This is a genomic window from Sporosarcina sp. SAFN-015, from assembly GCF_059415085.1.
Window position 1 is genome coordinate 190,930 of the sequence record NZ_JBPFDR010000005.1, and the last position, 13,858, is coordinate 204,787.

General features: G+C 44.5%; 13 protein-coding genes. 1 reads left to right on the top strand and 12 read right to left on the bottom strand.

Annotated features, from left to right (window positions below):
* Window positions 1-57: 57 nt before the first annotated feature.
* The 5 genes from ACR65H_RS11075 to hprK are packed head-to-tail and all read right to left on the bottom strand — an operon-like array spanning window position 58 to window position 3,943.
* Window positions 58-582 carry an acyltransferase gene (locus tag ACR65H_RS11075; RefSeq protein WP_440500308.1) on the bottom strand — a complete coding sequence of 175 codons (525 nt, stop codon included), beginning with the start codon at window positions 580-582 and terminating at the stop codon, window positions 58-60.
* Window positions 579-1,229, bottom strand: coding sequence for a pyrophosphatase PpaX (gene ppaX, locus ACR65H_RS11080; RefSeq protein WP_440500309.1), 651 nt, complete (start codon window positions 1,227-1,229; stop codon window positions 579-581). The genes ACR65H_RS11075 and ppaX overlap by 4 nt, the downstream gene beginning before the upstream one ends.
* Window positions 1,222-2,166, bottom strand: a complete 945-nt coding sequence (locus ACR65H_RS11085; protein WP_440500310.1) for a nucleoside recognition domain-containing protein — start codon at window positions 2,164-2,166, stop codon at window positions 1,222-1,224. Before ACR65H_RS11085 ends, ppaX begins: the two co-directional genes overlap by 8 nt.
* Before the next feature lie 15 nt (window positions 2,167-2,181).
* A complete protein-coding gene (gene lgt, locus ACR65H_RS11090; protein ID WP_440500311.1) occupies window positions 2,182-2,988 on the bottom strand; it encodes a prolipoprotein diacylglyceryl transferase in 807 nt (268 codons plus the stop codon).
* 4 nt (window positions 2,989-2,992) lie between these two features.
* The gene (gene hprK, locus ACR65H_RS11095; protein ID WP_440500312.1) at window positions 2,993-3,943 is read right to left on the bottom strand and encodes an HPr(Ser) kinase/phosphatase; all 951 of its coding nucleotides are present in this window, start codon (window positions 3,941-3,943) and stop codon (window positions 2,993-2,995) included.
* Between the two features lie 168 nt (window positions 3,944-4,111).
* On the opposite strand from hprK, the gene ACR65H_RS11100 reads away from it, so the two are divergent.
* Window positions 4,112-4,672 (top strand): N-acetylmuramoyl-L-alanine amidase family protein, encoded by a 561-nt coding sequence (locus ACR65H_RS11100; protein ID WP_440500313.1) that lies wholly within the window; start codon window positions 4,112-4,114, stop codon window positions 4,670-4,672.
* A gap of 102 nt (window positions 4,673-4,774) precedes the next feature.
* Here the strand turns inward: ACR65H_RS11100 and ACR65H_RS11105 are convergent, their stop codons facing one another.
* The 7 genes from ACR65H_RS11105 to ACR65H_RS11135 form a co-directional block, all read right to left on the bottom strand.
* The gene (locus ACR65H_RS11105) at window positions 4,775-5,050 is read right to left on the bottom strand and encodes a hypothetical protein (protein ID WP_440500314.1); all 276 of its coding nucleotides are present in this window, start codon (window positions 5,048-5,050) and stop codon (window positions 4,775-4,777) included.
* A 57-nt stretch (window positions 5,051-5,107) separates the two neighbouring features.
* Window positions 5,108-6,274 (bottom strand): DUF4097 family beta strand repeat-containing protein, encoded by a 1,167-nt coding sequence (locus ACR65H_RS11110; RefSeq protein ID WP_440500315.1) that lies wholly within the window; start codon window positions 6,272-6,274, stop codon window positions 5,108-5,110.
* A 118-nt stretch (window positions 6,275-6,392) separates the two neighbouring features.
* Window positions 6,393-9,263 (bottom strand): excinuclease ABC subunit UvrA, encoded by a 2,871-nt coding sequence (uvrA, locus tag ACR65H_RS11115; RefSeq protein ID WP_440500316.1) that lies wholly within the window; start codon window positions 9,261-9,263, stop codon window positions 6,393-6,395.
* 7 nt (window positions 9,264-9,270) lie between these two features.
* Window positions 9,271-11,253: an excinuclease ABC subunit UvrB gene (gene uvrB, locus ACR65H_RS11120; RefSeq protein ID WP_440500317.1), complete on the bottom strand. Its 1,983-nt coding sequence runs from the start codon at window positions 11,251-11,253 to the stop codon at window positions 9,271-9,273.
* 199 nt (window positions 11,254-11,452) lie between these two features.
* Window positions 11,453-11,686, bottom strand: a complete 234-nt coding sequence (locus ACR65H_RS11125; protein ID WP_440500319.1) for an IDEAL domain-containing protein — start codon at window positions 11,684-11,686, stop codon at window positions 11,453-11,455.
* A gap of 100 nt (window positions 11,687-11,786) precedes the next feature.
* Entirely contained in the window at window positions 11,787-12,998 is a 1,212-nt protein-coding gene (locus ACR65H_RS11130; protein WP_440500320.1) for an ABC transporter permease, read from the bottom strand.
* On the bottom strand, window positions 12,982-13,731 hold the full coding sequence (locus tag ACR65H_RS11135; protein ID WP_440500321.1) for an ABC transporter ATP-binding protein: 750 nt from the start codon (window positions 13,729-13,731) through the stop codon (window positions 12,982-12,984). The genes ACR65H_RS11130 and ACR65H_RS11135 overlap by 17 nt, the downstream gene beginning before the upstream one ends.
* Window positions 13,732-13,858: the final 127 nt, after the last annotated feature.

Below are 13,858 nucleotides of genomic sequence, written 5' to 3' on the forward strand. Positions count from 1 at the left end.
CTCCAATCAGCTGGCTTCATTATATCATAAGTTCCATTTCCGTCATCCTATTTCTTGTCAGCCATCACTATCTGTCTTTCGGCGCTCCTCCAACTGCTCTGAAGTGTAAATGATCCGCACAGGGTTGCCCCCTGCCATTGCACCGGCGGGAATGTCGCGGTTGACGAGTGAAGCTGCCGATACGATTGCGCCGTCTCCAATTTCCACTCCTGGAAGGATTGTCGTATTCGCACCGATCATGACGCGATCACCGATGATGACGTCACCGATTCGATACTCTTCTATCAAATATTCATGTGCTAAAATCGTCGTATTGAAGCCGATGATTGAATTGTCACCGACTGTAATGCGCTCAGGAAACATCGTATCGGGCATGACCATTAATGCGAATGATGTCTTTTCCCCTATCTTCATTCCTAAAAATGTTCGATAGATGAAATTCTTCAACGGAATGAAAGGCGTATACCGTCCGATTTGGATAAAGACGAAGTTCTTTGCCACTTTTAGAAATGAAACCGTTTTGTATATATGCCAAAGGGAGTTCGCATTTCCTTCAGCAGGATAACGCTCGGTCCGTCTCAAGCCTCTTCGCCTTCTACGATCGACAGCAAATCTGAAATATCCTGCAAAACAAAGTCAGGCTTCAGCTCACGGATGAATTTCTCGCCTTTAGCTGACCATGCTACACCAGCAGTGCGAACTCCAGCGTTCTTTCCTCCGAGGATATCATGACTATTATCGCCGACCATCATCGTTTCATTTGGGGACGAGTTCAATCGTTCCATCGCAAGTAACAATGGCTCCGGATCAGGCTTCGCATGTTGTACATCGTCCAAACAGACAATCGTATCAAAGAGCTCTTCCGCTTCAATGAGCCGCAAGCCTCTCATGACCATCTCATTTCGCTTCGTTGACACGATCGCCATTTTCAACCCTTTATTTCTCAACTGTCTGAGCGTTTCCGTGACCCCATCAAATTCACTAACAAAAGAATCGTGATTAGCCAAATTCCATGTACGATATTCAGCCATCAGTTCTTCCGTTTTTTCTGGATCGATGCTTTCGAATGTTTCCCTTAACGTCGGTCCGAGGAAAGGCAGGATGTCTTCTCTTTCAAACCTTCCCGGATAATGTGCATTCAAAACCGTTTGGAACGTTTGAATGATGAGCTCGTTCGTATCTAGTAACGTTCCATCGAAGTCAAATAACAATGTTGTAATTTTATCCATTCAGAACTGTTACCTCCTTCTCCCTTTTTCGTTCTGCCTGTTTCCATAAGTAAGCAACCGCGATCGTCAATGTAAACGCTGTGACAAGGCGGATAATGAGCAATGGCAGGATCGGTATGCCTAAAGGTAAAAATATGAGTGTATCTTCAACGACCGCATGACAAGCAATTAGGAAAATGAATGCAAGCGTTGCATCCTTTTTGCTGACGCCATCTTCCTGTACAGCTTGAATCATGACACCTGCCCCGTAGGCAAGACCAATAACAAGTCCGGCAACCAATGTCATTGATGCATTCGGTTGAACACCAATGACTTTTGTAAATGGTGCCAGTTTCTCCGAAAACTTCTGTAAGTAGTTATTGTCTTTCAAAAATTGAACAATAATCATAAGCGGAATGACAATAAGCGCAAGTTGCAAAACGCCAAACGACGCTTTCTGTAAGCCGAGCAATCCGATTTCCAACCAACCTTCCGGAACAGCGGACACTTCAGGCGCCATACCATACTGCGCAATTTCGGTTCCGCCTTTCCAGAATAAGTTGATAATGATGCCTGAAAAAGCAGCTAAACCGAATCTAACGACTAAAACAATCCACAGTTTCACTCCGACCTTTAACGCGACTCCCGTCTCAATGAACATATTATGCGCAAAACTGAGCATAACAGCCAAAATGAAAACTTCCTTCACGGTCAGGTCGAGCGAGAGGATTCCTGCAATGCCAGCATATAAATTCAGTGCATTGCCAAGTACTAACGGGATCGCTGCTTCCCCGCTCAGTCCGAATAAACCCATGAACGGTGAAATCAACTTAACTACCCAAGGCAACACAGGTGTATGTTGCAATATGACGACGAGGAGAGTAATCGGGAAAATGACTTTCCCTAATGTCCACGTCGTTTTTAATCCAGCGGCCAAACCAGCTCGAAGCGTTTGCATTTCCCCATCTCTCTTCTATTTATCTTGATATTCCACTTTAACTTTCTTTATAAATCTTCTCCAAATGAACATTGACACCGAAAATACAATGGCGATAATGGAAACAATTTGCGCAGCGCGAAGATCTCCGCCGTACAAACTGTCCGTCCTCATCCCTTCGATGAAGAATCTTCCGATTGAATACCATGTCAAATAGAAGAAGAACATTTCGCCTCGCTTTAACCGGACTCTTCGCAAAAGCAAAATGATAATGAGACCGACAACATTCCACAACGATTCATAGAGGAACGTCGGATGATACGTTACTCCGTTAATCGTCATTTGATTCATAATCCAGTCAGGAATCCATGTGTTTTCCAGAAAACTTTGCGAAACTGGACCGCCATGCGCTTCCTGATTAATGAAATTTCCCCATCGACCGATGATTTGACCGATCAATATTCCCGGTACAGCGATGTCCACCACTTTCCAAAATGAAATGCCTCGACGTTTCGTATAAAAGTATGTCGTTAAAAAGGCACCTATCAATGCACCGTGGATGGCAATACCGCCCTCCCATATTTTGAACACATCTGCAGGGTTGTCTTTATAGGAATCCCAGGAAAATATGACATAGTAAATCCTCGCACTTATGATAGATAACGGTACTGCCCAAATAAGCAGATCCGTTAAGAAATCCGGGTGCATCCCCCGCTTCACCATCTCTTTTTGAACGACGATGAATGCAAGAATAATACCAGTTGTTATTAGAATTCCATACCAACGGATATCTATTGGACCCAGACTGAAAGCCGTCGGATCAATCGCTAGTAAATCAAACATGAGTTTACTCTATCCCCTCTTCATCAGATTTTCCTGTATCTTGGCTAATTGCCATATCTAGTTTTTTCGAAAATGTCTCTGCCGCATTGATGCCTAATCGTTTCATCCGATAATCCATAGCGGCCACTTCGATAATGACCGATAAGTTTCGACCCGGCTTTACAGGAACAGTAAGCTTCGTCAAATCAGAATCCATGATTTTCATCTTTTCCCCATCAATGCCTAGCCGATCATACACTTTATCCGGATTCCACGTCTCCAAATCGATGACCATTAATATCCGTTTGTCATCCCTTACGGCGCTTGCACCGAAAAGCATCATCATGTCGATAATACCAACTCCACGGATTTCAAGCATATGCCTAAGCAGCTTCGGCGAATTTCCGATCAAGACGTTTTTTGCGACTTGCCGTATTTCCACAGCATCATCCGCGACTAGACGATGACCACGCTTTACAAGCTCCAAAGCGGTTTCACTTTTACCGACACCGCTTTTTCCCGTAAGTAAAACTCCAATGCCGTACACATCGACGAGCACACCATGAACTGTCGTCATGGGAGCTAACTGACCTTCAAGGAAATTGGTGAGCATTCCTGAGAATCTAGTCGTCGGATGCTCGGTCTGGAGCACGGGGATGCTTCTCTCGTCTGCAAATTGTTTGAGTTCTAATGGACATTCAAAATTATGCGCTATGATGAAAGCTGGTGTTTCAGTTGAACAGAGTCGATCCATGCGATCCTGACGATCCGCTTCATCCAGTTTATTAAAAAAGGACAGCTCTGTTTTCCCGAGCAGCTGAATTCGTGTAGCCAAGTAAAAATCAAAATAACCGGCCATTTCAAGCCCCGGCCGTGATATGTCACTCGTAAGGATTTTCCGTTCAATACCTTCTACACCTGCAACAACTTCAAGTCCAAAACGATTTTGAACGTCTTCTACTGTAACAACCGACATTAATTCCCCTACTTTCTATATAATTTCTCGACCGCTTTGCGAATGATCTTATGTAACGCAAACCCTATCCACCATTTTACCATGAACGAATTCAATTGAAATGATTTCGTCCGAATTTGTCCACGAATGATACGTATCAAACTATATAAGTGGCAAGGAGGAGATAAGATGGCATTACTTATCCTTGACGCAGGACACGGACCGAACACATCTGGAAAACGCTCACCAGATGGCAAACTACTTGAATTCCGCTTCAATTCTGCCGTGGCGCAAATTGTAAAGCATTGTTTGGTGCTGGAAGGGGTGAACGTCATTTATTCACATGAAAATGGACGTGATGTACCTTTGCCTGAAAGGACTTCGATCGCCAACAGGCTGAATGCAGACGCATTCGTATCCATCCACGCTAATGCATATGGCTCCAATTGGAATGATGCGCATGGCATCGAAACATATATGTATCCCCAAGCAAGCAAACGAACCGCAATATTGGCTGAACAAATACACAGCTCATTGATACTTGCTTGCGGACGAAAAGACCGAGGGGTAAAAACCGCAAATTTTGCAGTATTGAGGGATACAAAGATGCCTGCCGTGTTAGTGGAGTGCGGTTTCATGACCAATCGCGAAGAGGCTGCTCTTTTACTATCTAAAGCGTACCGCGTGCAATGCGCACGGGCGATCAGCTTCGGCATTTTGAATTGGCTTTTTCGGGAGAAGCTCATCTGACTCGCGGCTTGCTTTGGGCGCAGGGACAGAATTCTTGAGCGCTAATTTGGTTTCTTGAGCGCTAATTTGGGTTCTTGAGCGCCAATCTGGTTTTCTTGAGCGCTAATCTGTTTTCTTGAGCGCTAATCTGTTTTCTTGAGCGCCAATTTGGTTTCTTGAGCGCGGATTCGGTTTCTTGAGCGCCAATCTGGTTTCTTGAGCGCCAATTTGGGTTTCTTGAGCGCCAATCTGGTTTCTTGAGCGCGGATTCGGTTTCTTGAGCGCTAATTTGGTTTCTTGAGCGCCAATCTGGTTTCTTGAGCGCCAATTTGGTTTCTTGAGCGCCAATTTGGTTTCTTGAGCGCTAATTTGCTTTCTTGAGCAAGACACGTATTTCATCAAAAAAGACTGCCACAGAAGTCAGTTTGCACTGACTTTCTGGGCAGTCTTTTTTCATTAATTATGCTTCACATTATAGCAAACAATAACAGAGCCAGTTTTCGCTTCCCCGTGAACATGGAGTTGAGTGGCATTGCCTTCCGCATCCTTATTGAAAATGATCGTACGGCTCAGAAACTGTTCTTGTTCTGTCGTTTTGCTGACATCATTCAGCTGAAGATCCAAACGTCCCATATTCGTTGAGATTTCACCACGAAGTGAAACATCAGATGGAATATATAGCTCAACAGAACCGCTCACTGTTTTAGCATCGATTTTTTGTGCATCAGCATCCGTTGTTGTCACAACTACATGACCATTCAACGATTTCGCTTCAACATCCTTCACTTTACCAGATACGTACACGCGTCCGTTAATTGTTTCAGCTTCAAGTGTATCGCCTGTGCTATCGTTCAAGCGAATCGATCCGTTGCCAGCTTCTAACTCAGCTTCTTTAAAAGTAATACGTTCCACATCGACTTTTCCGTTCGCTGTTTTTGAATAAAGACGATCGACCGTAATATCCTTCAAGTTGAAATTACCATTCAGTAGTCTTACGGAAACTTTACGATAATCCTGTTTTGGAATGAATAAGTCGACAGTTACCTGACTTAATTTCAAATCACTTAAATAACGCAGCTTTCCTTCGTCTTTAAGGAAGATCAATTTATCGAGAAATTCTTTTTTCGCATCTTCTTCAGATCGTCCATTAAACGATTTGACGGTGAATTCCGCTCGAATTTCTGGATTGTCAGTTGCATGAATCGATACGCTTCCGTGATCGACGTCGACGAGAATTTCATCTAAGTCATCGGCTTGTTTCACAATCGTGTGATGGAATGTCGAACCGCCGCCAAATGGCATATCGAAATCGAATCCTTTCATTCTTTCCACGGTGGATTGCATGAACTGCATGAAACGATCTCCTACAGTTACGAAATCTTTCCGGATATCTTCAATGAATTCATCCATCGATGGATCCTTGTCTTTTGATTGTCCGGAAAAGTCGTTTGCGTTATCTTGGTTTGCATCTTCCCCTGTAAACTTTGTTTCAGTCGTTTGGGTAGACCCATTGTCAGTCGATGGCTGCTTTTTCTCCATCGCTTCTAAAAGGGTTAATGCTTCGTCCATTGAAATTGTGCCGTTTTCCAACATTGTCAAGATACGTTTGCGTTCATTCTGCATTGTTCCGCCTCCTAAGTATGCTTGAGATTTCTTTTCGTATAGGAACCTCCGCCTCATGCAAAACTGGAGGAGACTCCTTTAACACTTACTATATATACGAATCATCTATCAGAAGGTTTCATTCTTTTCCAGCGGCAGCTTCGATCAGCTCTTTCATTCTTTGTCGGTCTCGTTCCAAAATCGGCTTCAAATAGCGGCCGGTGTATGAAACTTCACTTTCTGCCACTTTCTCAGGAGTTCCCTTTGCAATGATTTGCCCGCCTTTATCCCCGCCTTCAGGCCCAAGGTCGATAATATGGTCGACGGTTTTAATAACGTCCAAATTATGCTCGATGACAAGGACGGTATTTCCGGAATCGACAAGACGTTGCAATACGTGAAGAAGCTTTTCAATATCATGGACATGGAGACCTGTCGTCGGCTCGTCTAGAATATAAAACGATTTTCCGTTTGAACGTCGATGCAATTCTGATGCAAGCTTCACCCTTTGTGCTTCCCCGCCTGATAAAGTCGTGGCAGGCTGCCCAAGTTGAACGTAGCCTAGACCGACATCGACAATCGTTTGCAGTTTCCGACTGATTTTAGGAATGTTTTCAAAGAAAACGAGCGCATCTTCAACGGTCATGGAAAGGACATCTGCAATGTTCTTCCCTTTGTATGTTACTTCAAGCGTTTCACGGTTATATCGCTTACCATGGCATACTTCACAAGGAACATATACGTCTGGCAGAAAATGCATTTCAATCTTAATAATTCCGTCGCCGCGACAAGCTTCGCAGCGGCCACCTTTTACGTTGAAGCTGAAGCGACCTTTCTTGTAACCTCTTACTTTTGCCTCGTTCGTCATCGCAAAGACGTCCCGAACATCATCAAAGACCCCTGTATATGTCGCCGGATTCGATCTCGGTGTCCGTCCGATTGGAGATTGGTCAATATCGATCACTTTTTCCAACTCTTCAAGGCCTGTAACGGACTTGAATTGGCCAGGTTTTTGTTTCGAGCGGTTTAGCTTTTGTGCAAGTACTTTATATAGCACTTCATTGACAAGCGTACTTTTCCCGGAGCCCGAAACGCCTGTCACCGCAATGAACTGTCCTAACGGGAAGTCTGCGTTGACGTTTTTCAAATTGTTCTCGGACGCACCTTTGATGGACACGACCCTGCCATCGGATTTCCGTCGTTCCATTGGCAGAGGAATGAACTTCCTTCCACTCAAATATTGACCCGTCAATGATTGAGGATCGTTCATCACTTCTTCCGGTGTGCCGGCGGAAACGATTTGCCCTCCCGCAGCCCCTGCACCTGGTCCGATGTCGATTAAATAATCGGCAGCGATCATCGTATCTTCGTCATGCTCTACGACAATAAGCGTATTCCCTATATCGCGCATGCTTTGCAACGTTCCGATAAGACGGTCATTATCACGTTGATGGAGACCGATCGAAGGCTCATCCAAAATATAAAGGACGCCCGTCAATCTGGATCCGATTTGCGTCGCAAGCCGGATTCGCTGCGCTTCCCCACCGGACAATGTGCCAGCAGCTCTCGATAACGTCAAGTAGTCTAGCCCGACGTTGATGAGGAATCCTAATCTTTCAGCGATTTCTCGCAATATTAATCTTGCAATTTGCATGTCCTTTTCAGAAAGCACGAGGTTGCTGAAAAAACGGTCTGCTTCCGTAATGGACAACGCAGTCACTTCTCCGATATGCGTGCCATTCACTTTAACCGCAAGTGTTTCCTCTTTCAATCGGTATCCGTGACAAGTCGGACAAGCGCGGCTCGCCATATATTTCTCCATTTGTTCACGAATATAATCAGAGGACGTCTCCTTGAACCTGCGCTCCACGTTTGCGAGTACACCTTCAAAATAGATGTTGTTCACACGTGTATTGCCGAATTCATTCGTATATTGGAATTTGATTTTTTGATCTTTCGAACCGTACAAAATGATGTTCAGATCTTCATCAGACAAGTCGCTCACCGGTACATCCATCGGTATTTTGAAATGCTTACAAATTGTCTTCAATAGTTCAGGATAGTATTGTGAGCTCGTAGGAATCCAAGGAGCGATTGCGTCTTCCTTCAAAGAGAGGGACGTGTCCGGAATGACAAGTTCAGGGTCAACCTCAAGCTTCGTCCCAAGACCATCACAATCAGGGCAAGCCCCGAACGGACTGTTGAATGAAAACATCCGAGGTTCAAGTTCGCCGATGGAGAATCCGCATATTGGACATGCATGGTGCTCACTGAACAGTAATTCTTCGACACCAATCACATCGACAAGCACAGTTCCTTCCGCCAATCGAAGCGCCGACTCGAGTGAATCGCTTAAACGGGCTTCAATCCCTTCCTTCACGACAATCCGGTCAATGACGACTTCAATCGTATGTTTTTTATTTTTATTCAGCTCAATATTGTCATCGAGATCGATTACTTCCCCATTGACGCGAATCCGGACATAGCCTTGTTTTTTAATGTCCTCGATTAGCTTCGCATGCGTTCCCTTCCTGCCGGATACGACAGGCGCAAGGATTTGAAGCCGGGAACGTTCCGGCAACTGCATAATGCGGTCGACCATCTGCTCGATCGTCTGGGACGAAATTTCAATTCCATGATTCGGACAGATCGGCTTGCCGACACGTGCAAACAATAGACGTAAGTAATCATAGATTTCAGTAACTGTTCCGACAGTGGAACGTGGATTGCGGCTCGTCGTCTTCTGATCAATTGAAATCGCAGGCGACAACCCTTCAATTACGTCCACATCGGGCTTGTCCATCTGGCCTAAAAACTGTCTCGCATAAGCGGAGAGCGATTCGACATACCGCCTTTGCCCTTCCGCGTAAATCGTATCGAATGCAAGAGACGATTTCCCGGAACCTGACAAGCCTGTCATAACGACAAGCTTGTCACGCGGGATGCGGACGTCAATATCTTTCAGATTGTGAACTCTTGCCCCTTGAATGACTATTTCCGTGTTTTTCATCGCATTTTCACCCTTCAGCCTTCAATTCTAAAATCGTATCGCGCAATTCGGCAGCCCTTTCGAAATCAAGTGCTTTTGCTGCCTCTTTCATTTCCTTCTCGAGATTCGCAAGCAATTTCACTTTATCGTCCTTCGACAATTTCTTGCCTTTCGTCACTTTTTCCAAAGCTGAAATATCTTCTTCAGCGACTTGAGTTGCTCGAATAACTTCACGTATTGCTTTTTTGATCGTCGTCGGAGTGATTCCATGCTTTTCATTATAAGCCATTTGAATTTCCCGACGTCTCTTCGTCTCTTCAATTGCCTTCTTCATCGAATCCGTATATCGGTCTGCATACATGATGACTTTTCCTTCGGAGTTACGAGCTGCCCGTCCGATTGTTTGGATGAGGGAACGTTCTGAACGAAGGAATCCTTCCTTGTCCGCATCCAATATCGCGACGAGTGACACTTCAGGTATATCGAGCCCTTCCCTTAACAAGTTGATGCCGATGAGAACATCGTACTTACCAAGACGGAGTTCCCGAATGATTTCAATCCGCTCCAATGTTTTGATATCCGAATGTAAATATTGGACTTTAATGCCGATATCCTTCAAATAGTCGGTAAGATCTTCGGACATCTTTTTCGTCAATGTAGTAATCAATACCCTTTCGTTACGCTTTATACGCTCATTGATTTCATCGATCAAATCATCAATCTGCCCTTCGATCGGCCGTACATCGATAATCGGGTCAAGCAAGCCAGTCGGTCGGATGATCTGTTCAACCATCTCGGGTGTATGCTCGATCTCGTAAGGACCGGGTGTTGCAGACACGTAGATCGCTTCATGGACGTAGCGCTCGAATTCATCGAACATGAGCGGTCTATTGTCTAAAGCGGAAGGCAGGCGGAACCCGTGATCGACCAATACTTGCTTACGCGCTTGGTCACCGTTATACATACCTCGGATTTGCGGCAAGGTGACATGGCTTTCATCGATAACGATCAGAAAATCATCAGGAAAATAGTCAAGCAATGTATAAGGGGTAGCCCCCGCAGGTCGTAATGTCAAATGCCTCGAATAGTTTTCAATTCCTGAACAGAATCCCATCTCCCGCATCATCTCTAAATCATAACGAGTGCGCTGCTCAAGTCGCTGAGCTTCCAGAAGTTTATCTTCCTTGCGCAAAACGGCAAGTCTTTCTTCCAACTCGGTTTCGATATTCGCAATCGCCTTCACCATTTTCTCTTCACCAGTAACGAAGTGGGATGCCGGGAAGATGGCGACGTGTTCGCGTTCCCCTAAAATTTCTCCTGTAAGTGAATCCACTTCTCTGATACGGTCAATTTCATCACCAAAAAATTCAATGCGAATACAGTTTTCGTCTTGGGAGGCCGGGAATATTTCCACGACGTCCCCTCTCACCCGGAACGTACCACGCGTGAAATTGATATCGTTTCTTGAGTATTGGATATCAACGAACCGACGAAGCAGCTCATTCCTGCCGATCTCCATACCAGTACGGAGGGAAACGACATGCTTCCCGTATTCTTCCGGCGAACCTAGGCCGTAAATGCAAGAGACGGATGCGACGATGAGCACATCATTCCTTTCGAATAACGCAGATGTCGCGGAGTGGCGCAGCTTGTCGATCTCATCGTTGATTGTTGCATCTTTTTCTATATATGTGTCCGTATGCGGCACATAAGCTTCCGGTTGGTAATAATCGTAGAAGCTCACGAAATACTCGACTGCATTGTTCGGAAAAAATTCTTTGAACTCGCTATACAACTGGCCAGCAAGTGTTTTATTATGCGCAATGACAAGTGTCGGTTTATTAACTTCCGTTACAACGTTTGAAACGGTGAACGTCTTCCCTGTTCCGGTCGCACCTAAAAGTGTCTGATGCTTTTTGCCTTCCTTTATGCCTTCCACAAGTTTTGAAATGGCGGCAGGTTGGTCGCCTAACGGAACATAAGGAGCGTGCAAATCGAATTTTCGGACCATTGAAGCCCCTCCCCAAATGAATTATTTCCATTTTAACATAGACTTTGCCAAGACCAAAGAAATAAGAGAACGTATGTTCAAATATAAATTTCAATACTACTAGCTATATTTGCTTCTTACCCATTCAGTAGAAATAATAAAAAGCGGGTCTACTCAGCTAATCGGTTTTCGACTAGCTGGCAGCCCGCTGCAAATTTGTTTAATTTTCTTCCAGTTTCACCAATTCATCCGTAAGCTCGTTAAAAGCGCACTCGTCCTTTTCATCAAGCGCAAGATCAATCAGCCTCAAGAGACGTTTTTTCGTTTGTTCTCGATGAATATGGTTCAGGAATAGATCCATGTAAATATCATTCAATAATCTCTCCGCTTGAAGCGAAGTACTATTTTTCCCCACGGCTTTTAAGAACTCGGCATATGAATAATTGTTTTCCATCTCCCTCACCCCTGATGCCTTTTTTTTATTATACATAAATTCCGGGATCAATTGCAAGGTTTTTAAGAATATTCTATTATTACTTTTTTTGGATAGCCGATCAAATCTCTTCTGTTTTCTCGTTCGACATACGGATTGTCACTTCGGAAACTACGAATACAACGATCGCCATAATAACCGGTGTTACGGATATTCCGATTGCAATTAAACCTGTCACAAGTACAAAAATTGCTTGTAATAATTGGACTCCGCTAACTGTTTTTCGTATGGCAGGTGTCCTTGTATTTTCCGATTCCGGGAAAAGCATATCCATTCGGAAATCATCACCCGCGCGCAATGCATGCACTAATTGAATGGATGATGCAAAGGCCAATGCTCCGATAAAGATATAGACGACAATCGGAAACGGAATGAGAGCAACACCTAGTACTGATAAAACAGTCAATCTGACCCAAAGCCAAAATATATCATCCGTCCGGACGAGAGTCCTTCTAAGCAAATATCGTTGAGGCGATGTTTGTCCGAATTGAGCAGAGCGCAATAGGAACCCGAGCCATGCACGACGGCTGACGGACCCTTTCAAATGCGGTACGTCCGTAAAGTAATTGGCGAAGCGATAAAAACGCATCATACGATTTTGCTCCACCGATATGAAATGTTCATACGGGAAAGGATTTGCTGCACTTCTTTTCTTCCAGAATAAATAATAGACAGCCATAAGCACACCTACGAGCGGAATAAAATAAGGACTGCCAGCTAGCATCACATACATGAGCAGCGCTGCTAACACGAACCGGACGAGACGGTCTTTCCAAATCCCCTCTCCTTCATTAGCACGGCGATAATGGTATTCTGTCTCGACATACAGCCATTTCACGAGCAAAATGACGATGGCAGTCAATAAGAATTGTGGTTTTCCCGCAACATCCGTTGCTGCTAGCAAAGGTAATAGAATGATAAATAAAATGTATGGAAGCGGCAGCTGTGAAAATAGCGAATATCGCAGCGACCGTTTTAAATACTCTTCAAGTTTGTTTTCCATCGGAAGGAAAAAGACGATGTCTGCGGGCTTCAGCAATGTTACCGGCGAGCAGATGGACAATACTGCGCCGATTAGAACCGCCGCGATAATCGCTGAAGGGAATTCAGACGGCACTTCTTTTAACCATTCGCTGTATGCGTATCCGCCTGCCCCAATCGTAAAGAGCAGAACGATTGCTAAATGGCCTGTGAAAACGAACTTCATATACTTTTGCAGTTCTGTCATGTACCGGACAAAACGATCGCTCCAAATCTCACGCAAACTGTTCATGATCATGATCCCCGGTCATCGAAATATATAACTCGTCCAACGTAGCATTGGGCCTGTTGAAGGCTTTCCGCAAATCATCCATCGTCCCTTGCGCCCTTACACGTCCTTCATGCAGTAAAATAATCCGGTCGCAATACTTTTCTGCAGTGGAGAGCACATGTGTCGACATCAGTACTGAGGCGCCGTTCGCTTTTCTTTCTTCTATTTGATCGAGCAATGAACGGATTCCGATCGGGTCTAATCCGACAAACGGTTCATCGATAATATATAGCGAAGGTTCCACTAAAAACGCGCAAAGAATCATGACTTTTTGTCGCATCCCTTTTGAGAAATGCGATGGAAACCAATTCAACCGCTTCTCCATCATGAACTCTTTCAATAGCATTTCAGTTCGCGCCTCAAACACTTCCCGGTCCAATCCGTACGCCATTGCTGTCAACTCTAAATGTTCTTTCAGCGTAAGCTCTTCATATAAGATCGGTGTTTCCGGAATATATGTGAACGCTTGACGGTATGCTTCAGGGTTTTCACGAAACGTGACACCATTCACTGCGATTTCGCCTTCATGCGGATTCATTAGCCCGATAATATGTTTGATCGTCGTACTTTTTCCGGCACCGTTCAAACCGATCAAACCGACAAGCTCGCCTTGTCCAATTTCAAAAGATAAATCATGCAAGACAGGTTTTCGTGTATATCCGCCTGTCACGTCTTTAACTTCAAGAATCGCCATAGTCATCCTCCATTCTTGTTTCCATTTTACCAAACATCGAACCGGAATGCTTTGTCCATCTTTCACGCATTAACAGAAAATATGCTACACTTGTGTCATTAATGAATACTTCTCCTAAACGGAGTCT